This is a genomic window from Zoogloea sp. (genome assembly GCF_023150065.1).
GTDB lineage: Bacteria > Pseudomonadota > Gammaproteobacteria > Burkholderiales > Rhodocyclaceae > Zoogloea.
Genome location: NZ_JAKLLN010000006.1, coordinates 64,224 through 86,236 on the forward strand (window position 1 = coordinate 64,224; position 22,013 = coordinate 86,236).

Sequence of the window (22,013 nt, forward strand, 5' to 3'; positions counted from 1 at the left end):
GGCGAAAGCGTGCGTTCGCGTACGGCTGCGGGCCGGTGAAACCGGGGGAAGCGCCCCGACCACCGGTTTGGCCCTCGACACCTACGCCTGATTCACCACCCATTCCACCAGATGCCAGTGCGCCGGGGTGATCGGCCATACGGCATAGCCGCAGGGGCCGCGCCCGCCCAGATGCAGGGTTTCGTGGTCGGTCACGGTGATCTCGCCTCGCCCCCAGAAGTGCGCCAGCAGGGCTTCCAGGTCGAGGGCGGCCGCGCTCTGCAGCGGTACCTGATGTACCGCTGCCCGTGTCGTGGAGACCACGTCGTGGTAGCTCGCCCAGGGGCGTTCGCGCAGATGGCGGACGAGCAGGGACGACCAGCTGCCGCCCGGTGCGGCGACCTGTCCGAGCACGTTGGAGAACAGGAAGGCGGCGTCGGGGAAGCGCGCCGCCAGCCTGGCCAAGCCGTCCGACGTGGCCAGACAGTCAAGGCGCTCGAAGCGCAGTCCCCCGGCATCGGCCCGGCGTGCCAGCAGGTGGCGGGCCAGGGGGTCGGGCTCCAGGGCAACAATCTGTTCGAAGCGCGCCAGAAAGCCCGCCGGCAGGGCATGGCCGGCGTTCGGGCCGATGATCACCAGGGACGGGCAGCCCGGCTGCCAGCCGTTCAGCCAGTCGGCCACGGCGGCGTGGAAGCCCGCCCACAGCGTGCGCCGGTAGCGCAGGGCGCGCAGTTGGTAGATCAGCCCGCCGCTGGGGTCGAAAAGGTGGTCACGCAGGGCGGGGGAGGGGTCGTGCACGTTCCGGTTTTCCGGGGCCAGGTGCCACGATTATGCCGGATGGACTGGTCAGCCGCCGCCCTTGGGTGCGATGCTGCGGCCTTTGTGTTGAGCGAGAGCTGGAATGGAGAGCGGGATGAAGGACCCCTTGCATGAAGAAGCCCTGTCGTCGGAGGCCGTCTTCGAAGGCCGTCTGCTGCATGTGTTCCGGGACAGGGTCAGCCTGCCCGATGGAAAGGAAGGTGTGCGGGAGTACGTGAAGCACCCCGGTGCGGTGGTGGTGATTCCGGTGCTGCCCGATGGCCGGCTGGTGTTCGAGCGCCAGTTCCGCTATCCGGTGGGCCGCGCCTTTCTCGAGTTGCCCGCCGGCAAGATCGATCCGGGCGAGGACATCCTGCGTTGTGCACGGCGCGAGCTGCAGGAAGAGACCGGCTACGTGACCGAAGACTGGCGCTACCTGGGGGTGATGCACCCGTGCATCGGCTACTCCAACGAGCGCATCGAGATCTTCATGGCCCGGGGCCTGAGCCATGTGGGGCATGCCTGGGACGAAGGCGAATTCCTGGAGATCCTGACCCTGAGCCTGGCCGAGGCCCGGGAAGCGGTGTTTGACGGGCGCATCACCGACGCCAAGACCATCACTGCCCTGTACTGGGCCGAGCGGGAGCTGAACGGGGTGTGAGCTGCAGGGCGCACATGCAGCAGTACAGCACCATGGCATTGACCAGGTGCCAGCCCACATGGGTGCCCGCGGGCCAGCTGTCACACAGCAGGGTGTCGCTGACCCGGCAGGCCAGGCTGATGACAAACAGCCCGGCGGCCCGGGCCAGCCAGCGGGCGGCGGCGGGCTGAACCTGGCGCGCCGCCGCGGCGCACCACAGTAGCAGGGCGAAGGGGGGCAGGTAGATTTCCGAACCGTTCAGGGGGAGGGGTGGGAGGGCCCGGGTGGCCATCAAGAAGAGCACGGCGAGGCCCACGAACAGGGCGCTCCCCGCCCAGGCCCTGGCATTGCCGGCGCCGCCGATGCGCACCTGGAAGCGCTGGTGGAAGACCAGCACGAACAGGGCGATGAAAGCGATGTCCAGCAGCGCCGCCCAGCGGGTGGCGAGCGTATGGAAGGCCAGGCTGCCCAGACCGATGGCGAAGATCAGCCCGTCCAGTAGCTGCAGATCCCGCCCCCGGCCGGCCACCCGCTTCCAGAGCAGCACGGCGACCAGCAGGAAACCCAGGTTGCTGAGGGCGTTGAGGGGCTCCGACCACAGGCTGGCGTCGGTACGCTCGCAGTACAGGTCGATACTCTCGGCCCAGTTCATGCCGGCCCGGTGCTGGATGTGTGCCGGTGAAACAGCCACCACCAGGCCATGAAACAGCCCAGCCCGAGCAGCAGCAGGATGGCCATGCCCACGGCCATGCTGCTGACCGAGCCCCACAGGGCGGGGGCGATGAGGCCGGCGGTGACCGAGCTGATCAGCATCTGCACGAAGCTCTGGCAGCTGGAGGCGAGCCCTCGGTGGGTGGGGAAGTGGTCCAGGGCCAGCAGGGTCAGGCTGGGCATGGCGATGGCCATGCCGAAGTTGTAGGCCATGATCGGCAGCACCGACTGGGGCAGGCCGGGGGGCAGCAGAAAGCTCACCGCCAGGTTGAACCCCGCCGCCGCCAGCATCAGGCTGTAGCCCAGACGGATCGTGCGTGCGGGAGAGAGACGCCCGGCCAGGCGGGCCGACAGGGCCGAGCCCGACATCATGCCGATCACCCCGGGGACGAACATCCAGCCGAACTCGGTCTCACCCAGGCCGAGATGGGTCATCAGAAACACCGGCGCCGACAGTACATAAATAAAGAAGGCGTTGAAATTGAGGCTCACCGCCACGCTCAGCAGCAGGAAACCGGGCGACGAGAACACGCTGCGGTAACGGCGCGCCAGGGGGCCGGGGTGCAGGGGCTGGCGGGCGGCGGGCGGGTGGCTCTCCTGGAGTCGCCAGGCGCTCAGGGCGGCCAGGGCGAGGCCGAGCAGGGCCAGGAAGACGAACACCGCACGCCAGCCGAAGGCCGCGTGGATCCATCCGCCGAGGATGGGTGCCACCGCCGGGCCGATGGCAAAGGCCATGCTCACATGGCTCATCAGGCGCTGGGCCTTGGGGCCTTCCATCAGGTCGCGTACCACTGCACGCCCCACCACCATGCCGGCCCCGGCGCTGATGCCCTGGAGGGCCCGACCGACCAGCAGGGCCTCGATGCTGTCGGCAAACACGCACACCACCGACGCCAGCGCGAACAGCAGCATGGACACGACGATCACCGGCTTGCGGCCCCAGGCGTCGGAGAAGGCTCCGTGCCACAGCACCATGGCGCCCATGGGCAGCATGTAGGCGGTGAGGGTCTGCTGCACCTCCAGCGGGGTGGCGTTCAGCTCCGCGCCGATGGCGTGGAGGGCCGGAAGATAGGTGTCGATCGAGAATGGACCGACGGTGGCAAGCGCTGCGAGGAGCGCCGCCAGCTGGATGTAGGGCATGGGAGAGGGGAGCCGGGAGGAGGTGCGGGTTTCGACACGCCCGTGCGGGCGTGGTTCTTACTCGATGACGTGGATCTTGTCGACGTAGTAGCCGGTTTCGCCGAAGCAGGTGGAGGGGATGCCCACGTGCTGTTCATAGGAGATGGACACCCGCTTGCCCATGTCGGCGTTGATGGCGGCGGCCACCTTGTCGTCGCGCACGGTGAACTTGAAGATCTCGGGCAGGCTGCCGGGAATGGCGACGATGGCCATCTCCCCTTCCCAGGTCTTGCACAGCCAGCCCTTCTGGGAAAACTTCTGCACGTAACCGGCACGCTCACCGGCCGAATAGCTCCAGTTGAGCACCAGCCAGGTATAGCCGGCCAGCAGGGCCACGAGCACGACGATGAAGCCGATGAACCAGGCGAGCCAGTTCTTGGCGCGGGGGGCGCCCGCAGACGGGGTGGATGCCACTTGAGAGAACTCCTGATGGGATTGGACGATGTTTCAGAGGCCCCTGCGGCTCTGGATGGCTTCGGCCACATGGGAGGCGCCGACAGTATCGGCGCCGTTCATGTCCGCAATTGTACGCGCGACCTTCAGGATGCGATGGTAGCCGCGGGCTGACAGGCCGAGGCGATCGATGGCGGTTTGTAACAGTTGTGCACCTTTCTCTCCGGGCTGGCACCACTGCTCGATCTCCTGCCCGGCGAGCTGGGCGTTGGGCTTGCCCTGGCGCGCAAGCTGCCGTGCCCAGGTCTGCTCGACCCGTGCGCGTACGACGGCACTGGGCTCGCCGCTGTGGGCCGACTGAAGGTCGGAGGCCGGCAGCACCGGGACTTCGAGGATCAGGTCAATGCGGTCGAGCAGCGGGCCGGATAGCTTGTTGCGGTAGCGGGTGATCTGATCGGGGGAGCACCGGCAGCGCCCGTCCGGGTGGCCGTGGTAGCCGCAGGGGCAGGGGTTCATGGCGGCCACCAGCTGGAAGCGGGCCGGGAACTCGGCCCGGCGGGCGGCCCGGGAGATGGTGATGTGGCCACTCTCCAGGGGTTCGCGCAGGGCTTCCAGGACACGACGTTCGAATTCCGGCAGCTCATCGAGAAACAGCACGCCGTGGTGGGCCAGGCTGATCTCGCCGGGGCGGGGCGTTCCGCCACCGCCCACCAGCGCCGCTGTGGACGCAGAGTGGTGCGGTGCCCGCATCGGTCGAGCGCCCCATCGCTCGGGCCGGAAGCTGCCCTCCACCGATTGCACGGCGGCGCTTTCAAGGGCTTCGTCATCGCTCATGGGCGGGAGCAGGCCGGGCAGACGCTGGGCGAGCATGGATTTGCCGGTGCCCGGGGGGCCGAACAGGAGCAGGGAATGCTGGCCGCTGGCCGCCACCTCCAGGGCCCGGCGGGCCTGGGCCTGGCCTTTCACGTCGGCCAGGTCGGGATAGCCCGGAGCCTGCACGAGGGGCGGGCCGGCATAGGGCGTGAGGAGCGTGTGCCCGCACAGGTGGGCCGCCACGGCCAGCAGGCTGGTGGCGGGCAGCAGGGTGACGCTGCGTACCAGGGCGGCTTCGGGGGCGTTGGCGGCAGGCAGGATCAGGGTGCGCCCGCTGCTGGCGGCCTGCCGCGCCAGGGCCAGGGCTCCACGCACGGGGCGCAGCTCGCCAGTGAGGGAGAGCTCCCCGGCAAACTCGTAGCCAGTCAGGCCTGCGGCCGGGATCTGCCCGGAGGCGGCGAGGATGCCCAGGGCGATGGGAAGGTCGAAGCAGCCGCCTTCCTTGGGCAGGTCGGCGGGGGCCAGGTTGACGGTGATCCGCCGTTGGGGAAATTCGAACTGGGAGGTCTGCAGCGCAGCCCGCACCCGGTCGCGGGCTTCACGTACTTCGACGTCGGGGAGACCGACCAGGGTGAAGGCCGGCAGCCCGTTGGCGAGATGAACCTCGACGGTGACTTCCGGGGCGAGGAGGCCGACGAGGGCGCGGCTTGTCAGGATGGCCAGGCTCACGATTTATCCGATTCGGGTAAAGCGCGAGTCTAACCGCAGGGCGCGCCCCGCGGTATCAGGATGTCATGGCGCGTCGCGGAAAGCCTCGACGCCGATCACCAGGCGCACCTCGTCGCTCACCGAGGGGATGTTCTTGGTCATGCCGAACTCGGAGCGCTTGAGGCGGGCGGTGATGTCGGCGCCGCAGGTCTCGCGCTTGTTGAGGGGGTGGGGCGCACAGTGGAAGCGGGTCAGGCTCAGGGTGACGGGCCGGGTCACGCCCAGCAGGGTCAGGCTGCCCTCGGCGGAAACCGGCTTGTCACCTTCGAAGTGCAGACGGTCGGCCTTGAAGCTGATGGTTGGAAAGGCCTCGGTGTTGAAGAAACCCTCACCGCGCATGTTCTCGTTCCACTTGGCAAAGCCCATGTCGATGGAGGTGGCGTCGATGCTGATGTCCACGCTGCCTTTGCGGGCGGCCACGTCGAGGGTGATCTTGCCGCTGGTCTTGTTGAAGCGCCCGCGCTGGGTGGAGAAGCCCAGGTGGTCGGTCTCGAAGACCGGGAAGGTGTGGTTGCTGTCGACGGTGTAATTGACCGGGGCGGCCAGGGCCGGGGCGGCGATGCAGGCGAGCAGGGCGAGGGCTTTCTTCAAGGGTGTCTCCGCAGTAGGGGCAGGAAGCAAACGAGGGCGCCTGAGCGCCCTCGCTGGGACAGCGGGTGTCGGTGCGGGTTCAGTCCGCGGAGGCGGGCCGGGCGGCCAGCTCGGCCTCCAGGTGGGCCACCCGGGTTTCCAGGTCGGCCAGCTTTTCGCGGGTGCGGGCCAGCACTTCGCGCTGGATCTCGAACTCGTCACGGGTCACCAGATCAAGCTTGGAGAAGCCGCTGGTGAGCAGCGCACGGGCGTTTTTCTCGATGTCCTTGGCCGGGCTGCTGGCGAGCAGTTCGGAAACTTTGGAGCCGATGTCGTCGAGAATTTTCGGGTTGGCCATGGTGCTTACCTCAGAAGTGGGGGGAGGGCTGGGGCATGAAACCCCTGTGCTCAAAGTTTAGCACCGTCGTCGTCGCACGGCCGGCGCCCCGGGCGCACCAAAGTGGCGCCCTCTATTGGTGCATGATACCAAGTTGGTGCGCGCGGCATTTTTCCTGCGCCGCAGCAAGCGTCAGCGACACACCGTAAGATGCTGAAAAATAGGGATATTCCAAACTGGCACATCGATTGCTAAGTGGATCCTGCCAACTTTTGATTACGAGGAGAACCCCTATCATGCGCAAGACCGTCATTGCCTCCGCCCTGATTGCTGCCAGTGCTGTTCTGCCGACCATGGCTTCTGCCGCCGATGCTGCTCCTGAGCACACTTTCACCAGCAACGTGACGCTGGCATCCGAGTACACCTACCGCGGTATCGGCCAGACCAACCGCAAGCCGGCTGTGCAGGGTGGCTTCGACTACGCGCACTCCAGCGGTCTGTATGTCGGTACCTGGGCCTCCAACGTGTCCTGGCTGACCGATGGCAACTCCACCGTCAGCAACAGCATCGAGATGGACTTCTACGGCGGCTTCAAGAACACCGTCGGCGACTTCAGCTACGACGTGGGCCTGCTGCAGTATTTCTACCCGGGCTCCGGCTACGGCAACAACCCGAACACCCTGGAAGGCTATGTCGCTGCCGGCTATTCCTTCCTGACCCTGAAGTACTCCCACTCCTTCAGCGACCTGTTCGGCTGGGTGGGCAGCAAGAACTCCGGCTACCTTGACCTGACCGCCACCTATGAACTGGTCCCGACCCTGAATCTGGTGGGCCACGTGGGCCGTCAGCGGGTTGCCGGCTCCAGCTCCGAAGGTGCTTCCTACACCGACTGGAAGCTGGGCGTGACCAAGGACTTCAGCGGCACCGTGGTCGGCCTCAGCTACATCAACACCAACGCCAGCGGCGCCTGGTACACCAACGCTTTTGGCAAGGATCTGGGCAAGGACCGCGTGGTTCTGTCCGTGACCCGCAGCTTCTAATTCCCGTAACCGCATGGCGGCCGTGTTCCGGCCGTCTGCCTGAGGAACCCAGCCATGAAACTCGTAACTGCCATCATCAAGCCCTTCAAACTCGACGAAGTGCGCGAAGCGCTGTCCGCCATCGGCGTGCAGGGAATCACCGTGACCGAGGTCAAGGGCTTCGGTCGCCAGAAGGGCCACACCGAGCTGTACCGTGGTGCCGAATATGTGGTCGATTTTCTGCCGAAGGTGAAGATCGAGGCCGCGGTGAAGACCGAGATCCTGGATCAGGTCATCGAAGCCATCGAGAAGTCGGCCAGCACCGGCAAGATCGGCGACGGCAAGATCTTCGTGTTCGACCTTGAACAAGCCATCCGTATCCGTACCGGCGAGTCCGGTGCCGAAGCGCTGTAAGGGAGCCTTCAATCATGAGAAAAACAATTGCAGCCCTGCTGGCCAGCCTGGCGGTCAGCTTTGGGGGCAGCGTACTGGCACAAGACAAGGCTGCGGCCCCTGTCGAGCCGGTGGCCGCTCCTGCCGTCACTGCCACGGCCGAGGTAAAGCCGGTTGAAGCGCCCGCTGCCCCGGCAGCCGCGCCTGTTGCCGAAGCCAAGGTGGCCGAGGCCGCCGCACCGGCTGAAGCCGCTCCGGCGCCGGCCCCGGTGCCCAACAAGGGCGACAACGCCTGGATCATCGTCGCCGCCGTGCTCGTCATCATGATGGCCATCCCTGGCCTGGCCCTGTTCTACGGTGGCCTGGTGCGCTCCAAGAACATGCTGTCGGTGCTCCTGCAGGTGTTCGCGGTGTTCTCCCTGATCACCGTGCTGTGGGTGGTGTATGGCTACTCCATCGCCTTCACCGAGGGCAGTGCCTTCTTCGGCGGCCTCGACAAGGTGCTGCTGAAGGGCATCACGGCGGACTCCGTGGCCGCCACCTGGACCAAGGGTGTGGTGATCTCCGAGTTCATCTACGTGGTCTTCCAGGGCGCCTTTGCTGCCATCACCGTGGCCCTGATCGTCGGCGCCTTCGCCGAGCGTATCAAGTTCTCCGCGGTGCTGCTGTTCTCGGCCATCTGGTTCACCTTCAGCTACCTGCCCATGGCGCACATGGTCTGGTACTGGGCGGGTCCGGATGCCTACACCTCCGCGGATGCCGGTGCTGCTGCCACGGCCACTGCCGGGTACCTCTTCCAGCATGGCGCCCTCGACTTCGCCGGCGGCACCGTGGTGCACATCAACGCCGCCGTTGCCGGCCTGGTGGGTGCCTTCATGGTGGGCAAGCGGATCGGTTACGGTCGTGAGTCCTTCGCTCCGCACAGCCTGACCCTGACCATCGTCGGCGCCTCGCTGCTGTGGGTGGGCTGGTTCGGCTTCAACGCCGGTTCCGCCCTGGAAGCCAACGGCGTCGCCGCCCTGGCCATGGTCAATACCTGGGTTGCCACCGCTGCTGCGGCCATGTCCTGGCTGTTCGCCGAGTGGATCATCAAGGGCAAGCCGTCCGGCCTGGGCGCTGCGTCCGGTGCCGTCTCCGGCCTGGTCGCCATCACTCCGGCTGCCGGTGTGGTCGGTGTGGTCGGTGCCATCGTCATGGGTCTGCTGGCTGGTGTCGTGTGTCTGTGGGGTGTCAATGGCCTGAAGCGTCTGATCGGTGCCGACGACTCCCTCGACGTGTTCGGCGTGCATGGCGTGGGCGGCATCCTGGGTGCCATCCTGACCGGCGTGTTTGCGGCCCCGTCCCTTGGCGGCGCCGGCATCTGGGACTACGTGGAGAACAAGGTGGCTGATGCCTACTCGATCTCCGACCAGGTCATCATCCAGGCCACCGCCGTCGGCATGACCATCGTCTGGTCTGCAGTCGTCGCCTTCATCGCCTACAAGCTGGTGGATATGTTCATCGGTCTGCGGGTGCCGGAAGACGAAGAGCGGGAAGGTCTCGACATCACCTCCCACGGCGAAACCGCCTACCACAACTGATCGCGGTAGCTGTTTCCTGAAAAAACAACGGGCGCCTCGGCGCCCGTTGTTTTTTGTCTGTCCGCCAGAAACAAAAAGGCCGGCGCGAGGCCGGCCTTTCAGGCAGAGCGCTCGAAGGTCAGCGGAACACCACCGTCTTGTTGCCATGCACCAGCACCCGGTCTTCCAGGTGGTAGCGCAGGCCGCGGGCCAGCACGGCTTTCTCGATGTCCTTGCCGTAGCGCACCATGTCCTCGACCGAATCGGAGTGGTCGATGCGGATCACGTCCTGCTCTACGATCGGGCCCTGGTCCAGCTCGGCGGTGACGTAGTGGCAGGTGGCGCCGATCAGCTTGACGCCCTTGACGTAGGCCTGGTGGTAGGGCTTGGCGCCCACGAAGCTGGGCAGGAAGCTGTGGTGGATGTTGAGGATCTTGCCCGGGTGGGCGTTGCACAGATCGGGCGAGAGGATCTGCATGTAGCGCGCCAGCACCATGGTGTCGCCCCGGGATTCCTCGAACAGGCGCTGCACCTCGGCGTAGGCCTGGGCCTTGTTGTCGGCGGTGACGGGCACATGGTGGAAGGGAATGCCATGCCACTCCACGAAGCCGCGGAAGGTCTCGTGGTTGGAGATCACGCAGGGGATCTCGATGTCGAGCTCTTTCGACTGCCAGCGCGCCAGCAGGTCGTAGAGGCAGTGCTCCTGCTTGGACACCAGCACCACCACGCGCTTCTTCACCGCCGAGTCGGTGATCTTCCAGTCCATCTCGAGCTCTTCGGCGATGGGGCGGAAGCGCTCGCGGAACTCGCTGAGCATGAAGGGCAGCGAGTCGGCGCGGATCTCGATGCGCATGAAATAGCGCCCCCGGTTGTCGGCATCCACGGCGGGCTCGGCGTGCAGGGCGGTTTCGAGGATCCAGCCCCGGTGCTCGGCGATGAAGCCGGATACCTTGGCAACGATGCCGGTGCGGTCGGGGCAGGAGGCGGAGAGGGTGTAGAAGCGTTCGCGGTGCATGGCGGGTCCGGCACCGGCCGGCGGCCGGCGGCCGCGACCGGGTGCGATGGGTGGATCAGATGCGGGCGGAGGCGGCGCGGATCTGGGCCATCAGGCCGCTGTATTCGCGCTCGACGGGGAACTGCGGGAACTCGGCGATGACGTTGGCCGGGGCGCGGAAGAGGATGCCGGCGTGGGCTTCGTTGAGCATCGCGGTGTCGTTGTAGGAGTCGCCGGCGGCGATGACCTTGAAGTTGATTTCCTTGAAGCGCTGGACGGCTTCCTTCTTCTGGTTGGCCATGCGCAGGTGGTAGTTCACCAGGAAGCCTTCGGCGTTGGCCTCGAGCTTGTGGCAGAACAGGGTGGGCATGCCCAGCTGCTTCATCAGCGGCATGGCGAATTCGTAGAAGGTGTCGGACAGGATGATGACCTGGAAGTCCTGGCGCAGGGCGTCGAGGAAGTCCTTGGCGCCGGGCTCGGGGCCCATCTCGGAGATCACCTTCTGGATGTCGGGCAGGCCCAGCTTGTGCTGCTTGAGCAGGTCCAGGCGGTACTTCATCAGCTTGTCGTAGTCAGGCTCCTCGCGGGTGGTGCGACGGAGTTCGGGAATGCCGGTGCGCTCCGCGAATTCGATCCAGATTTCGGGGACGAGAACACCTTCGAGGTCGAGACAGACGAGTTGCACGGGGAAGCTCCAGATGACGGCGGTTGATTTGGCGAATCCCGGATTCTAACAAAGACGCCGTGACGGCTTGTGTCGAATGCGTCGCGGAAGGTCACAGGGATGCGGGATGTGTGAGGGGCTCAGTCGGCGGGGATCGCCTCCAGCGCCTCGTGGAGTTCGAGCCAGCGCAGTTCGGCTTCGTCGATGCGTCCGCTCAGCTCGGCCTGGCGCTTGAGCAGCCTGGGTACTTCGCCGGCTTCGGGGCCGGTGTATAGCGCGGGGTCGGCCAGGCGTTCGTCGAGCTGGGTCTTCTCGGTGCTCCAGGGCTTGAGCTTCTTCTCCAGCTGTTCCAGCTCGCGCAGCAGGGGGCGGCGGGCGGCCAGGCGGGCCTGGCGGTCGGCGGCGGCCGTTTCCCGGTCGGCCTTGCGGCTGGCCTTGTCGGCGGCCCTGTCGGGGCACTGGCTGGCGGCGGCATCGGCGGCGCGCTGCTGGGCGAGCCAGGCCTTGTAGTCGTCGAGATCGCCATCAAAGGGGCTGAGCCGGCCGCCGTCCACCAGCAGGAAGCGGTCGCAGGTGGCGCGCAGCAGGGCCCGGTCGTGGGACACGATGACCATCCCGCCCTCGTAGTCCTGCAGGGCCAGGGTGAGGGCGTGGCGCATCTCCAGGTCGAGGTGGTTGGTGGGTTCGTCGAGCAGCAGCAGGTTGGGCTTGTGCCAGATCAGCAGCGCCAGGGCCAGGCGGGATTTTTCGCCGCCCGAGAAGGGGCCGCAGGGCGTGGTCGCCATGTCCCCATGAAAATCGAAGCCGCCCAGGTAGTTGCGGAGTTCCTGTTCGCGGGTCTGGGGGTCGAGGCGCAGCATGTGCTGCAGGGGGGATTCGTCCGGGCGCAGGCTCTCGAGGGCGTGCTGGGCGAAGTAGCCCATCTCCAGGCCCTTGCCTTCACGGCGTACGCCGGCACTGGGCCTGAGCCCGCCGGAGAGCAACTTGATGAGGGTCGATTTGCCGGCGCCGTTGCGGCCGAGCAGGCCGATGCGCTCACCCGGGCGGATGGTCAGTTTCATGCCCGACAGGATGGGCGCGTCGGCGTAGCCGGCGGCGGCGTCCTCGATCTGCAGCAGGGGGTCGGGGGCCTGGCCGCATTCCCGGAAGCTGAAGGTGAAAGGGGTGTCGATGTGGGCCGCAGCGATGGTCTCCATGCGCTCCAGGGCCTTGATGCGGCTCTGGGCCTGGCGGGCCTTGGTGGCCTTGGCGCGGAAGCGGTCCACGTATTTCTGCAGGTGGGCGCGCTCGCGCTGCTGCTTCTCGAACATCGACTGCTGCTGGGACAGGCGTTCGGCGCGCTGGCGTTCGAAATCGGAATAGCCGCCGGCGTAGAGGGTGAGCCGCTGGCCTTCGATGTGGGCGATCTGATTCACCACGGCGTCGAGGAAGTCCCGGTCGTGGGAGATCAGCACCAGGGTGCCGCGGTAGTCGGTGAGCCACTGCTCCAGCCAGATGACGGCGTCCAGGTCGAGGTGGTTGGTGGGCTCGTCCAGCAGCAGCAGGTCGGAGCGGCACATCAGGGCCTGGGCCAGGTTGAGGCGCATGCGCCAGCCGCCGGAGAAATCGGCCACCGGGCGTTCCAGGTCGGCCGTCTTGAAGCCCAGGCCGTCGAGCAGGGCGGCGGCACGGGCGCGGGCGGCGTAGCCACCGATCTCCTGCAGGCGGCCATGGAGGTGGCCGATCTCCTCGCCATCGTGGGCGGCTTCGGCCTTGGTCAGGGCGGCTTCGATGCGCCGCAGCTCGGTGTCGCCATCCAGGGCGTAGTCGATGGCCGGGCAGGACAGGGCGGGGGTCTCCTGGGCCACGTGGGCGATGGTCCAGGTAGCCGGCATCTCCAGGTCGCCGGCGTCCTGGTGGAGCTCGCCCCGCAGCAGGCCGAACAGGCTGGACTTGCCGCAGCCGTTGGCGCCGGTCAGGCCGACTTTCCAGCCGGGGTGGATCTGCAGGCTGGCGCCTTCGATGAGGGTCTTGACGCCCCGGGCGAGGCGGAGGTTGCGAAACTGGATCACGGCAGCAGGACGGGGAGGAAACCGGGCGGTAAATCCGGTATTGTAAGCGGTCCAAAAGCCTTCAGTCCTGCCAGTACCATGCGTCAGCCCCGCCTGCCTCTCCTGTCCGCCTGCCTGTCATCCCTCCTGCTTGCTGCCTTGGCCGGTGGCCCCGCCCGGGCCCAGGAAGCTGCGGTGCCTGCCGATCCTGCGGCCGAGCTGGCCCGTGCCGAGAAGCTCAAGACCGAAGCGGCCACCCTGCGCAGGGCGGCGGAAGTGCGCTTCAAGACCGAAGAGATTGCCTGTTACGAGCGCTTTCTGGTGAATCGCTGCATCGATGAGTCCCGCGCCCGCCGGGTGGCCGATGTGCGCAAGGCGCGGGAGATGGACAACGAGGCGGGCCGTATCGAACTGGCTGAAAAGAACCGGCGCTTCAACGAACGCAAGGCCGACGAAGCCCGGGATGCACCGACCAAGGCGGTCGAGCGGGCCGAACAGGAAGCCCGCAACCGGGCCGACAGCGAAACCCGTCTGCGCCAGTTCTCGGAGAAGGATGCGGCGCGGGTCAAGCGCGAACAGGATGGCAAGAGCCAGGCCATGAAGGCCGCTGCCGACCGCAATCGCAAGGACACGGCCGATGCCCACCGCCGGGCCGCCGAAGCCCGGGCTGCCGAGGGCCGGGCCGAGCAGGCGAAGAGCGACAAGGCCTATTACAACGAGCGTGCGGTCAAGGCGGCAGAGAAGAAAGCCGAGAAGGCCCGCAAGGCGGAATCCGGCAAGCCCTCGGGGGATGCCGCCGCGCCGCTGCTCGGCAAGTAAGCGCCCGGGGCGACGTCCGGGCGGGCTGTCAGGCTGCGGTGGCGCGGGTCTTCACCCACTCCAGCGCATCCTCCAGCCGGTCGTTGCCCCAGAACAGCTCTCCATCCGGGGTGACGAAGCTGGGGGCGCCGAACAGGCCGATCTCCCCGGCCTTTTCGGTTTGCTGGCGCAGGGCCAGCTTGTTCTCCGGGCTCTCCGCACGGGCCAGGATGGCCTCCGCCGGCAAGCCGAGGGCGGCCAGGATGCTGCGGATCACCTCCACCTCTGCAATGTCCCGGTCTTCCGCAAAGTTGGCACGCATCACCGCCCGGCAGAAATCCGCCATCCACGCCTCATCGGTGCCGGCCAGGGCAACCCGGGCGGCGAGCAGGCCGTTGCGCGGGAAGCGTGAAGGCACCTGTAGGGGCAGGCCGTAGCGCTGGGCCAGGCGGGCCAGGTCGCGCCACATGTAGCGCCCCTTGGGCGGGTAGATGTTGAAGGGCGAGTCGTTCCAGCCCAGGGACAGGAACACCGGCCCGAGGAGGAAGGGGCGCCATTGCAGCGTCACCCCCGCCGCCCGGGCCAGGGGCTCGATGCGCATCACGCTCAGGTAAGAGTAGGAACTGGCGAACTCGAACCAGAATTCCAGGGTCTGTTTGTTCATGGGGGCTCCGGCGCCGGGCAACGCTTCAGTCTAGCACTCGTGCATGGACCCACCGGCCAGGCGGCGTGCGGCGCTGTGCCAGCGGGGTGCGAGCAGCCCCGTCAGACGGGCAGCGAGGCCGCGTCGGGCCGGAAGAGGCGCCTGGCCCGGAAAGATCTGCAGCACCGCGCCATGATGAGCGGTCATCACCACCGTGCCGGGGCCGTCGATGCGGAAGCTGTCGCCAGCGTGAAGGATGAGGTCGCGTGGGTCGCCGTAGCGGGTCAGCCACACGCAGCCCGAGGTGCAGGCCACCAGGGTGCCGACACCCTCCGGCAGCACCGTCGAGGCGTGGCCTTCGAGGCACACGCGGCGGGGGCTTGAATGCTCGGTCATGGTTCTCTCCAGAGCCGCTCAGGATGCGCGGTGCGCATTGCGATGGCGGGTATGGCTGCAGTATTGGCGTCCAGACATGGCTTCACAAACGGATAATCGGCATCGAAAGGATGCGTTTTTCTCATGGATGATCCCCTTCTCCGGCTGCCGCCCCTGGACCCCCTGCGCGGCTTCGTCGCAGCGGCCCGCAGCCTCAGCTTCACCCGCGCCGCCGCCCAGCTGTGCCTGACCCAGTCGGCCGTCAGCCGCCAGATCCAGACCCTTGAGGAGGCGCTCGGGGTGAGCCTGTTTGTGCGCCGAACCCGGGCCCTGTCCCTGACCCCGGAGGGGGAGCGCCTGTATCGCCTGGCCAGCGGCTGGCTGCGCGATTACGGTGATCTCGCTGCCAGCCTGCGTGCGGATCGACCGAACCTGCCGGTCACCGTAACGGCTAGCCTGGGCATCACCGCCCTGTGGCTGCTGCCCCATCTGCGTGACTTCCAGACCCGCTACCCCGATATCGACGTGCGCCTGGCCAGCAGCAACCGGGTGGTGGATCTGCGCCGGGAGGGCATCGACCTGGCCCTGCGCCACTGCGTCGATTCGGATGCCCCGGCGGGCAGCGTGCGCCTGTTCGGCGAGACGGTCTTTCCCGTCGCCAGCCCGTCCCTGGGCCTGACCGAGCTGACCCGGGACACGCTGCCGACGGTGGCCCTGATGAACTACGACGATCCGAACTTCCCCTGGCTGGGCTGGGCCGACTGGCTGGCCACCCTTGGGCTGGAGGGGGTGCGCCCGCGGGCTGTGCTGCATTTCAACCACTACGACCAATTGATCCAGGCCGCCGTGGCCGGCCAGGGGGTGGCCATCGGGCGGGCCGAGCTGCTCTCCGACCTGATCGCCGAGGGGCGCCTCCAGCCCGTCGGCGCCGCCCGCCGCCAGGTGCTCGAGCGGGGCTACTGGCTCATCGGCGCCAGCGATACGCCCCGTGAGGAGGTGGCCTGCTTCCGGGACTGGGTGTGTGAGGCCGCCACTCGCACCCGCAGCGCCGCCGAGGGGCTCACGGGGCCGGGTTGATGGCGGTGTGATCGCCCACCCTGCGCTCGCCGTAAAACAAAGACAAAAATTGTCCGCGTTATTGTTGCGCGGAAAAACGAGGATGAGTACAGTCCGCGTTATGGCACACATCACTTCAAGCGTCGAATACGGGATCCACTGCCTGCTGTGGTTGGTCAATGCGGGCGACACGCCCCTGAGTAGCCGGGACCTGGCAGAACTGCAGGGGGTCTCGCCGAGTTTCCTCGCCAAGATCTTTCCCAGGCTCGAGAAGGCCGGGATCGTCACGGCCAGCGACGGGGCGCGGGGCGGCTACCGCCTGGCGCGGGCGCCCGAGCGCATCAGCCTGCTGGAAATCGTCGATGCGATAGAGGGCGAAAAGCCCCTCTTCGACTGCCAGGAGATCCGTGAGCGCTGCGCCGTCTTCGAGGGGGCTGCGCCCGATTGGGCCACCTCCGGCATGTGTGCCATCCACGCCGTGATGCGCAAGGCCGAAGACGCCATGCGCGGCGAACTGGCCGCCCACTCCCTGGGCAGCATCGCGGCGGTCTTTGCGCGCAAGGCGCCGGGCGAGTTCTTCATCGATGTGGACGAGTGGATGGGCGAGCGGGCCAGGAGCAAGAAGCCTGGACGCCCGCCGAAGCTTCCCGAACCCTCCTCCTGATTGCTGCCGGAGCGCCGCTCCGGTCCGTCTTCCCTTTCCCCTGATTCTGACTCGGTGCGCCTGCCGGACGCGCCGTGACGGTGGCCGCACGTCTGCGGCCGGGGATCACTGCGCCCGGCATTTCACGTCATAAAGGAGCTTTCACCATGAAAAAGCACAACATCGTCATTGCCGGCTCGGGGTTTGCCGGTGTCTGGGCCGCCGCTGCGGCAGCCCGTGCCGTGGCCCTTGCCGGGCAGGAGGGCCGCGTGTGCATCACGGTGGTGTCCCCGGCCCCCCGGATGGTCATCCGGCCGCGTTTGTACGAGGCCGTCATCGACAACATGGAGCCGGATGTGCTGCCCCTGTTCAATGCCCTGGGGGTTCGCCACATGGCGGGGCGGGTGGTCGAGATCCGGGCGGAGGCGCGCCAGGTGGTGGTGGAGGCCGACGGCTCCCGTCTCACTCTCGACTACGACCGCTTCGTGCTGGCCGCGGGCAGCCAGCTCTTCACGCCGCCCGTCCCCGGCCTGGCGGAGTACGCCCTCAACGTCGACCAGATCGAGGGCGCGAGGGCCCTGGCGGCGCATCTCCAGGCGCTGGCCTCCCGCCCCGACTCGGCGGCCCGCAACACCGTCGTCGTTGCCGGTGGCGGCCTCACCGGCATCGAGACGGCGGCGGAGATGCCGGACCGGCTGCGTGGGGTGCTGGGGGCCGGGGCGGCTGTCCGGGTCGTGGTGGTCGAGCGGGCAGGCGGGATCGGCCCCGATCTGGGGGCCGCGCCGCGCCCGATGATCGAGGCGGCGCTGGCCGAGTGTGGTGTCGAGATCGTCCCGAATGCCGCGGTGAGCGCCGTGGATGAGGGGGGCGTGACCCTGTCCACCGGGCTGCGCATCGACGCCGCCACCGTGGTGTGGACGGCCGGCGCCCGGGCCCACCCCCTCGGTGCGCAGGTGCCTGGCCGCCGGGACGAGGTGGGGCGGGTATTCGTCGACGCCTTCCTGCAGGCAGAAGGCGCGGCCGACATCCTGGTGACCGGCGACATGGCCCATGCGCTCACCGACGGCCTGGGCAATGCGGCCCTGATGTCCTGCCAGCATGCCCTGAGCCTCGGGCGGGTTGCCGGCTACAACGCCGCGGCCGGGCTGCTCGGCCTGCCCCTGCACCCCTACAGCCAGCCCAAGTACGTGACCTGCCTGGATCTGGGGCCGTGGGGGGCGCTGTATACCGAAGGCTGGGATAGGCAGGTGTGCCTGACCGGGGAGGAAGGCAAGGCCCTCAAGCGCGAGATCAACACCCGCTGGATCTACCCCCCGGCGCCGGACCGGGAGGCCGTGTTTGCCGTGGCCAACCCGGATTTCGTGATCGTTCCCTAGTCCGTTTCCGGATCGATCGCGGCCCGCCCCTGCACAAGCGGCGGCCTACAGGCTGTCGAGGGCCTCGCCCAGGGCCTGGGCCTGGCTGCGGATGGCCGCCCGCTCCGCTGCGTCCATCCGCGCCAGGGGCTTGAACATCAGGGTGCAGCGGGGGTTGGCGGCCAGCATGTCTGCGTGGCGGTCGAGGAAATCCCAGTAGAAGGTGCTGACCGGGCAGGCCCGGGGGCCGGTCTTCACCTCCGGGCTGTAGCTGCAGCCGGCGCAGTAGTTGCTCATGCGCTTGATGTAGGCACCGCTGGCCACGTAGGGCTTGCTGGTGAAGCGCCCGCCGTTGGCGTACAGGGCCATGCCCGCCACGTTGGGCAGCTCGACCCATTCCACCGCATCCACGTACACCGCCAGGAACCACGCCGCCACCGCCTGGGGTGACAGCTCGGCCAGCAGGGCGAAGTTGCCGGTCACCATGAGGCGCTGGATGTGGTGGGCGTAACCGTGGGAGAGGGTCTGGCGGATCACCTGGCGCTGGCAGTTCATGCGGGTCTCGCCCGTCCAGAACCACGCCGGCAGCGGCCGGGTGTGGCCGAAGTGGTTGGCTTCGCCCATGCCGGGCTGGTCGCGCCAATACACGCCGCGGATGAACTCCCGCCAGCCCAGGATCTGACGGATGAAGCCTTCGACGGCGGCCAGGGGCGCATGCCCGCTCCGCCAGGCGTCCTCGGCGGCGCGGATCACCTCCCGCGGGTCGAGCAGCTTGAGGTTGAGGGCCGGCGCCAGCAGGCTGTGCCACAGGAAGGGCTCGTCGGTCCACATGGCGTCCTGGTGGGCGCCAAAGCCCGGCAGGCGGTCGCGGATGAAGGCCGTGAGGGCCTGCAGGGCATCGGCCCGGGTCACCGGCCAGGCAAAGTGGGCCAGGCTGCCCGGGTGGTCGGCGAAGTGTGTTTCCACGCTCGCCAGCACCGCCCGGGTGATGGCGTCGGGTGCGAAGCGCGCTGCGGGGGGCAGGCCCGCCGGGCCGCCGCGGCCGAAGGCCTGGCGGTTGTCCTTGTCGAAGTTCCAGGTGCCGCCGGCGGGCTCCTTGCCGTCCATGAGCACCTGGTGGTGCTTGCGCATGGCACGGTAGAAGTGCTCCATCAGCAGGGTCTCGCGCTCGCCGGCCCAGCGCTGAAAGGCCGCCCGGCTGGCCAGGAAGTGGCTGTCGGGGCGCAGGGCCACGGGCAGGCCGAGCGTCTCGCCGAGCTGCTTCAGGGTCTGCTCAAGGCGCCATTCACCCGGCTCGCAGACCACCACTCCGGCGGGCGCGTGCTGCGTGATGGCGGCCCGCCAGGCGGCCTCGAGCTTGTCGTGGGGGTGCTCGCCCAGGCGCAGGTAGTCCACCGGCCAGCCCCGCTCCGCCAGTTCGGCGGCGAAGTGGCGCATGGCCGACAGAAAGAGCGCGATGCGCGCCTTGTGGGTCCATACGTGGGTGGCTTCGGCCGGGGCCTCCACCATCAGGATGCGGTCACAGGCGGGGTCGAAGCCGGCCAGGGCCGGGTTGTCGTGGCTGAGCTGGTCGCCCAGCACCAGCACCAGGTGGCGGATGCTCATGCTTTGGCGCTGCGGCGGCAGGCGTCGGAGCAGTAGCGGACCTCGTCCCAGCAGCGCGCCCACTTGCGCCGCCAGCTCATGGGGTGGGGGCAAAGGGGAGCGTGTCGGTGTAGGAAATGCCGGGTAGGCCGGGGCGGATGTCGGCCAGAATGCTGTCCCCCAGGTAGCCCCACACGTGCTGGAAGAACTCCCGCCAGCCCAGCTGACAGGCCAGCATGTCCTGGCCTGTCAGGCCGAAGCGTTCGGTCAGTTCCGGGACCGGGATGCAACCGTGGGTGATCCATGGCGATAGCCCGGTGACGGCGCCCGCGACGTGGTTACGGCTCTGCGCATAGGCGGCCGGGGCTACGGCGGAGAGTCGTGCTGAAAGAGGGGCGTCGTCGGAGTGGCGCACGGTGGGGCGTTTCCGGGAATGGCCGATGGACAGCCCCGTTCCGTGTGCAGTTCCCGGCCGGCCAAGCGGTCCGGCCTGTGTTTATTCCTTGCCGGACTGCCACAGCTCCCGGTTGGCTTCGACGATCTTGCCGCTGGTGGCATCGACCTCCACCTTCATCTCCTTGCCGTTCTTGCGGGCGATGTCGAACTCGTAGGAGGCCGAGCCGTCGGCTTCGATCTCGAATTCGGTTTCGACGATGGTGCCGGGGTACTTCTTCAGGGCGATGGCCTTGGCCTCTTCCAGGCTGATGCGGGCCTTCTCCTTGAACTGTGGAGAGTCGGCGCTGACCACTTCCTGTTCGACTTCAGTGATCTTGCCGCTGCGGGCATCGCATTCCACATCCCAGGTCTTGTCGCTGCCTTCCACGTCGAACTCGAACACCGGGCGCCCCTTCTCGCGCTTGAGCTCCACCTTGACGATCTTGCCGGGATGTTGTTCGAGCACCACCTTCTCACAGCGCGCGTACTCGGACTTGAAGCGGGCCGGGGCCTCGATGGCAAGGGCGGATTGGGAAAGGCCGAAGGTCGCCAGCAGGGTGGCGATGACGGGACGAAGCATCATGATGGGCTCCCGGAGAAAGCAAAGAAAAGGGCTGACGGCGTGTGCCGTCAGCCCCTGATTGTAACGCCCCGGGCCTCAGCCCTTGCTGGACAGCTTGCCGGCGACGACCAGCAGGATCACTGCGCCAATCACGGAGCCGATGAAGCCCGCCCCCTGGCCGGCCTGATACAGGCCCAGGGCCTGGCCGCCGTAGGTGGCGGCGATGGAGCCGCCGATGCCGAACAGGATGGTCTTGATCCAGCCCATGCTGTCGTCGCCGGGTTTGACGAAGCGGGCGACGAGGCCGACCAGCAGGCCGATGACGATGGTGGAAATGATGCCCATGGCAATGCTCCCGAAGGAATGATGAGCTTGGACTCTAATCTGCCGGGGATGTTGCCAATGTTACAAGCTGTGAATCGGCGTCACCGTGCCGGGCGAGCCAGCCAGGCCAGTGCCCCCTCGCCGGCCCGGCGCCCGGTGGCGAGGCTGGCGGTGAGCAGGTAGCCGCCGGTGGGGGCGTCCCAGTCCAGCATCTCGCCGGCACAGAACACGCCCGGGTGGCTGCGCAGCATCAGGGCTTTGTCCAGCCCCTCGAAGCGCACGCCGCCGGCGGTGCTGATGGCCTCGTCCATGGGGCGGGGCGCCACCAGCGGCAGGGGCAGGCCCTTGATCGCGGCGGCGAGGCGCCCGGGGTCGGCGAAGGCCTCGTCGGGCAGGCATTCCCGCAGCAGGGCCATGCGCACGCCGGCAATGCCCACCCGGCTCTGCAGATGGCTGGACAGGGAGCGGGCGCCCCGGGGGTGGGCCACCTCGGTGCGCACCCGCTCCAGGCTGCGGCCGGGGGCCAGGTCGATGCGCAGGGTGGCCTGGCCGTCGGCCTTGAGGCGGGCGCGGATGGCGGCCGACAGGGCGTATACCAGGCTGCCCTCGATACCGTCGTCGCTGATCATGGCTTCGCCGGTGCGCATCGGGGCCGGGTCGCCGTCGATGGCCAGGGCGATGGACTTGAGGGGCTGGCCGGCAAAGCGCTCGCGGAAATGGGCGCTCCAGCCGGTGCCCGGCGCCACCCGTGGCGACGCGGCGATGAAGCCGCAGTTGGCGGCCTCCAGGGGGGCCACCTCGATGCCCCGGGCGGCCAGCAATGGCACCCAGGCGCCGTCCGACCCCAGCCGCGCCCAGCTGCCACCGCCCAGGGCCAGCACGGTGGCGTCGGCCGGGTGGGTGTGCTCGCCCGCCGGGGTGCTGAAGCGCAGGGCGCCATCGTCGGCCCAGCCGGTCCAGCGATGGCGCACGTGGATGCGCAGGCCGGCGTCCCGCAGGCGGGTGAGCCAGGCGCGCAGCAGGGGCGCGGCCTTCATCTCCGCCGGAAAGACCCGCCCCGAGCTGCCCACGAAGGTGCTGACGCCCAGCGCCTCGACCCAGGCGCGCAGGGCCGTCGGGTCGAAGGTGGTCACCAGGGGCGCGAGGACGCCCTCCCGCTCACCGTAGCGGCGGGTGAAGTGCTCCAGGTGCTCCGAGTGGGTGATGTTGAGCCCGCCCCTGCCGGCCAGCAGGAACTTGCGCCCCACCGAGGGCATGGCGTCGAAGAGATCCACCTGCACCCCACCCCGGAGCAAGATCTCGGCGGCCATCAGGCCAGCCGGGCCGCCACCGACAATGGCGACATGAGGGGAGGGGGAAACGGGCTGCATGGCGGGGTCCGGAGGGGAAAG

The 22,013-nt window shown here is 68.0% G+C and carries 26 protein-coding genes; 8 read left to right on the top strand and 18 right to left on the bottom strand.

All coding sequences use genetic code 11. The features are described 5' to 3' along the window. Positions 1–81: 81 nt before the first annotated feature. Positions 82–777, bottom strand: a complete 696-nt coding sequence (locus tag L6Q67_RS09380; RefSeq protein ID WP_296568384.1) for a hypothetical protein — start codon at positions 775–777, stop codon at positions 82–84. 115 nt (positions 778–892) lie between these two features. Here L6Q67_RS09380 and L6Q67_RS09385 point away from each other — a divergent pair, with 115 nt between their 5' ends. Further along, positions 893–1,438 (top strand): NUDIX hydrolase, encoded by a 546-nt coding sequence (locus L6Q67_RS09385; protein WP_296568385.1) that lies wholly within the window; start codon positions 893–895, stop codon positions 1,436–1,438. Here L6Q67_RS09385 and L6Q67_RS09390 read toward each other — a convergent pair. From L6Q67_RS09390 to L6Q67_RS09415, 6 genes are all read right to left on the bottom strand, one after another. Continuing rightward, the gene (locus L6Q67_RS09390; RefSeq protein ID WP_296568386.1) at positions 1,395–2,069 is read right to left on the bottom strand and encodes a hypothetical protein; all 675 of its coding nucleotides are present in this window, start codon (positions 2,067–2,069) and stop codon (positions 1,395–1,397) included. The two genes, L6Q67_RS09385 and L6Q67_RS09390, sit on opposite strands and share 44 nt — an antisense overlap. Then, entirely contained in the window at positions 2,066–3,268 is a 1,203-nt protein-coding gene (locus L6Q67_RS09395; protein WP_296568387.1) for a multidrug effflux MFS transporter, read from the bottom strand. Before L6Q67_RS09395 ends, L6Q67_RS09390 begins: the two co-directional genes overlap by 4 nt. A 57-nt stretch (positions 3,269–3,325) precedes the next feature. Beyond that, positions 3,326–3,721 (bottom strand): hypothetical protein, encoded by a 396-nt coding sequence (locus L6Q67_RS09400; protein WP_296568388.1) that lies wholly within the window; start codon positions 3,719–3,721, stop codon positions 3,326–3,328. Positions 3,722–3,754: 33 nt separating this feature from the next. Beyond that, positions 3,755–5,242 (bottom strand): YifB family Mg chelatase-like AAA ATPase, encoded by a 1,488-nt coding sequence (locus L6Q67_RS09405; RefSeq protein WP_296568389.1) that lies wholly within the window; start codon positions 5,240–5,242, stop codon positions 3,755–3,757. Positions 5,243–5,305: 63 nt separating this feature from the next. Continuing rightward, positions 5,306–5,872 carry a YceI family protein gene (locus tag L6Q67_RS09410; RefSeq protein ID WP_296568390.1) on the bottom strand — a complete coding sequence of 189 codons (567 nt, stop codon included), beginning with the start codon at positions 5,870–5,872 and terminating at the stop codon, positions 5,306–5,308. A 79-nt stretch (positions 5,873–5,951) separates the two neighbouring features. Next, positions 5,952–6,209, bottom strand: a complete 258-nt coding sequence (locus L6Q67_RS09415; protein WP_296568391.1) for an accessory factor UbiK family protein — start codon at positions 6,207–6,209, stop codon at positions 5,952–5,954. Positions 6,210–6,484: 275 nt separating this feature from the next. On the opposite strand from L6Q67_RS09415, the gene L6Q67_RS09420 reads away from it, so the two are divergent. The 3 genes from L6Q67_RS09420 to amt are packed head-to-tail and all read left to right on the top strand — an operon-like array spanning position 6,485 to position 9,180. Then, a complete protein-coding gene (locus L6Q67_RS09420; RefSeq protein WP_296568392.1) occupies positions 6,485–7,228 on the top strand; it encodes a TorF family putative porin in 744 nt (247 codons plus the stop codon). A 54-nt stretch (positions 7,229–7,282) separates the two neighbouring features. Next, entirely contained in the window at positions 7,283–7,621 is a 339-nt protein-coding gene (glnK, locus tag L6Q67_RS09425; RefSeq protein ID WP_079434291.1) for a P-II family nitrogen regulator, read from the top strand. A gap of 14 nt (positions 7,622–7,635) precedes the next feature. Next, on the top strand, positions 7,636–9,180 hold the full coding sequence (gene amt, locus L6Q67_RS09430; protein WP_296568395.1) for an ammonium transporter: 1,545 nt from the start codon (positions 7,636–7,638) through the stop codon (positions 9,178–9,180). 118 nt (positions 9,181–9,298) lie between these two features. On the opposite strand, the gene purU is transcribed toward amt, so the two are convergent. The 3 genes from purU to L6Q67_RS09445 form a co-directional block, all read right to left on the bottom strand. Further along, a complete protein-coding gene (gene purU / locus L6Q67_RS09435; RefSeq protein ID WP_296568397.1) occupies positions 9,299–10,174 on the bottom strand; it encodes a formyltetrahydrofolate deformylase in 876 nt (291 codons plus the stop codon). 55 nt (positions 10,175–10,229) lie between these two features. Further along, entirely contained in the window at positions 10,230–10,838 is a 609-nt protein-coding gene (gene thrH, locus L6Q67_RS09440) for a bifunctional phosphoserine phosphatase/homoserine phosphotransferase ThrH (RefSeq protein ID WP_296568398.1), read from the bottom strand. Between the two features lie 119 nt (positions 10,839–10,957). Next, positions 10,958–12,868 (bottom strand): ATP-binding cassette domain-containing protein, encoded by a 1,911-nt coding sequence (locus tag L6Q67_RS09445; protein ID WP_296568400.1) that lies wholly within the window; start codon positions 12,866–12,868, stop codon positions 10,958–10,960. 78 nt (positions 12,869–12,946) lie between these two features. On the opposite strand from L6Q67_RS09445, the gene L6Q67_RS09450 reads away from it, so the two are divergent. Continuing rightward, positions 12,947–13,666, top strand: a complete 720-nt coding sequence (locus tag L6Q67_RS09450) for a hypothetical protein (protein WP_296568403.1) — start codon at positions 12,947–12,949, stop codon at positions 13,664–13,666. Positions 13,667–13,694: 28 nt separating this feature from the next. Here the strand turns inward: L6Q67_RS09450 and L6Q67_RS09455 are convergent, their stop codons facing one another. Then, a complete protein-coding gene (locus tag L6Q67_RS09455) occupies positions 13,695–14,309 on the bottom strand; it encodes a 2-hydroxychromene-2-carboxylate isomerase (protein WP_296568404.1) in 615 nt (204 codons plus the stop codon). Positions 14,310–14,339: 30 nt separating this feature from the next. Next, positions 14,340–14,684, bottom strand: coding sequence for a DUF2917 domain-containing protein (locus L6Q67_RS09460; RefSeq protein WP_296568406.1), 345 nt, complete (start codon positions 14,682–14,684; stop codon positions 14,340–14,342). A gap of 123 nt (positions 14,685–14,807) precedes the next feature. On the opposite strand from L6Q67_RS09460, the gene L6Q67_RS09465 reads away from it, so the two are divergent. From L6Q67_RS09465 to L6Q67_RS09475, 3 genes are all read left to right on the top strand, one after another. Further along, positions 14,808–15,740 (top strand): LysR substrate-binding domain-containing protein, encoded by a 933-nt coding sequence (locus tag L6Q67_RS09465; protein WP_296568407.1) that lies wholly within the window; start codon positions 14,808–14,810, stop codon positions 15,738–15,740. A gap of 82 nt (positions 15,741–15,822) precedes the next feature. After that, positions 15,823–16,383, top strand: coding sequence for an Rrf2 family transcriptional regulator (locus L6Q67_RS09470; RefSeq protein WP_296568409.1), 561 nt, complete (start codon positions 15,823–15,825; stop codon positions 16,381–16,383). 146 nt (positions 16,384–16,529) lie between these two features. Further along, entirely contained in the window at positions 16,530–17,738 is a 1,209-nt protein-coding gene (locus L6Q67_RS09475; protein ID WP_296568411.1) for an FAD-dependent oxidoreductase, read from the top strand. A 45-nt stretch (positions 17,739–17,783) separates the two neighbouring features. Here the strand turns inward: L6Q67_RS09475 and L6Q67_RS09480 are convergent, their stop codons facing one another. The 6 genes from L6Q67_RS09480 to L6Q67_RS09505 all read right to left on the bottom strand — a co-directional run bounded on the left by L6Q67_RS09480 (position 17,784) and on the right by L6Q67_RS09505 (position 21,992). Next, positions 17,784–19,322 carry a cryptochrome/photolyase family protein gene (locus tag L6Q67_RS09480; protein ID WP_296568414.1) on the bottom strand — a complete coding sequence of 513 codons (1,539 nt, stop codon included), beginning with the start codon at positions 19,320–19,322 and terminating at the stop codon, positions 17,784–17,786. Next, on the bottom strand, positions 19,319–19,402 hold the full coding sequence (locus tag L6Q67_RS09485; RefSeq protein ID WP_296568689.1) for a DUF2256 domain-containing protein: 84 nt from the start codon (positions 19,400–19,402) through the stop codon (positions 19,319–19,321). The genes L6Q67_RS09480 and L6Q67_RS09485 overlap by 4 nt, the downstream gene beginning before the upstream one ends. Further along, positions 19,399–19,716, bottom strand: coding sequence for a hypothetical protein (locus tag L6Q67_RS09490; RefSeq protein WP_296568704.1), 318 nt, complete (start codon positions 19,714–19,716; stop codon positions 19,399–19,401). The genes L6Q67_RS09485 and L6Q67_RS09490 overlap by 4 nt, the downstream gene beginning before the upstream one ends. Positions 19,717–19,797: 81 nt before the next feature. Continuing rightward, on the bottom strand, positions 19,798–20,319 hold the full coding sequence (locus L6Q67_RS09495) for a PepSY domain-containing protein (protein WP_296568416.1): 522 nt from the start codon (positions 20,317–20,319) through the stop codon (positions 19,798–19,800). A gap of 75 nt (positions 20,320–20,394) precedes the next feature. After that, positions 20,395–20,643, bottom strand: a complete 249-nt coding sequence (locus L6Q67_RS09500) for a GlsB/YeaQ/YmgE family stress response membrane protein (protein WP_296568419.1) — start codon at positions 20,641–20,643, stop codon at positions 20,395–20,397. Positions 20,644–20,723: 80 nt separating this feature from the next. Then, positions 20,724–21,992, bottom strand: coding sequence for a TIGR03862 family flavoprotein (locus tag L6Q67_RS09505; protein WP_296568421.1), 1,269 nt, complete (start codon positions 21,990–21,992; stop codon positions 20,724–20,726). Between the last annotated feature and the right edge of the window lie 21 nt (positions 21,993–22,013).

What these genes read in the sequence shown, in the direction of transcription:
- L6Q67_RS09385 (WP_296568385.1), top strand. Translation starts at nt 893, where the DNA reads ATGAAGGACCCCTTGCATGAAGAAGCCCTGTCGTCGGAGGCCGTCTTC.
- L6Q67_RS09390 (WP_296568386.1), bottom strand. Translation starts at nt 2,069, where the DNA reads ATGAACTGGGCCGAGAGTATCGACCTGTACTGCGAGCGTACCGACGCC.
- L6Q67_RS09395 (WP_296568387.1), bottom strand. Translation starts at nt 3,268, where the DNA reads ATGCCCTACATCCAGCTGGCGGCGCTCCTCGCAGCGCTTGCCACCGTC.
- L6Q67_RS09415 (WP_296568391.1), bottom strand. Translation starts at nt 6,209, where the DNA reads ATGGCCAACCCGAAAATTCTCGACGACATCGGCTCCAAAGTTTCCGAA.
- L6Q67_RS09420 (WP_296568392.1), top strand. Translation starts at nt 6,485, where the DNA reads ATGCGCAAGACCGTCATTGCCTCCGCCCTGATTGCTGCCAGTGCTGTT.
- glnK (WP_079434291.1), top strand. Translation starts at nt 7,283, where the DNA reads ATGAAACTCGTAACTGCCATCATCAAGCCCTTCAAACTCGACGAAGTG.
- amt (WP_296568395.1), top strand. Translation starts at nt 7,636, where the DNA reads ATGAGAAAAACAATTGCAGCCCTGCTGGCCAGCCTGGCGGTCAGCTTT.
- purU (WP_296568397.1), bottom strand. Translation starts at nt 10,174, where the DNA reads ATGCACCGCGAACGCTTCTACACCCTCTCCGCCTCCTGCCCCGACCGC.
- L6Q67_RS09450 (WP_296568403.1), top strand. Translation starts at nt 12,947, where the DNA reads ATGCGTCAGCCCCGCCTGCCTCTCCTGTCCGCCTGCCTGTCATCCCTC.
- L6Q67_RS09455 (WP_296568404.1), bottom strand. Translation starts at nt 14,309, where the DNA reads ATGAACAAACAGACCCTGGAATTCTGGTTCGAGTTCGCCAGTTCCTAC.
- L6Q67_RS09460 (WP_296568406.1), bottom strand. Translation starts at nt 14,684, where the DNA reads ATGACCGAGCATTCAAGCCCCCGCCGCGTGTGCCTCGAAGGCCACGCC.
- L6Q67_RS09465 (WP_296568407.1), top strand. Translation starts at nt 14,808, where the DNA reads ATGGATGATCCCCTTCTCCGGCTGCCGCCCCTGGACCCCCTGCGCGGC.
- L6Q67_RS09470 (WP_296568409.1), top strand. Translation starts at nt 15,823, where the DNA reads ATGAGTACAGTCCGCGTTATGGCACACATCACTTCAAGCGTCGAATAC.
- L6Q67_RS09475 (WP_296568411.1), top strand. Translation starts at nt 16,530, where the DNA reads ATGAAAAAGCACAACATCGTCATTGCCGGCTCGGGGTTTGCCGGTGTC.
- L6Q67_RS09480 (WP_296568414.1), bottom strand. Translation starts at nt 19,322, where the DNA reads ATGAGCATCCGCCACCTGGTGCTGGTGCTGGGCGACCAGCTCAGCCAC.
- L6Q67_RS09485 (WP_296568689.1), bottom strand. Translation starts at nt 19,402, where the DNA reads ATGAGCTGGCGGCGCAAGTGGGCGCGCTGCTGGGACGAGGTCCGCTAC.
- L6Q67_RS09495 (WP_296568416.1), bottom strand. Translation starts at nt 20,319, where the DNA reads ATGATGCTTCGTCCCGTCATCGCCACCCTGCTGGCGACCTTCGGCCTT.
- L6Q67_RS09500 (WP_296568419.1), bottom strand. Translation starts at nt 20,643, where the DNA reads ATGGGCATCATTTCCACCATCGTCATCGGCCTGCTGGTCGGCCTCGTC.
- L6Q67_RS09505 (WP_296568421.1), bottom strand. Translation starts at nt 21,992, where the DNA reads ATGCAGCCCGTTTCCCCCTCCCCTCATGTCGCCATTGTCGGTGGCGGC.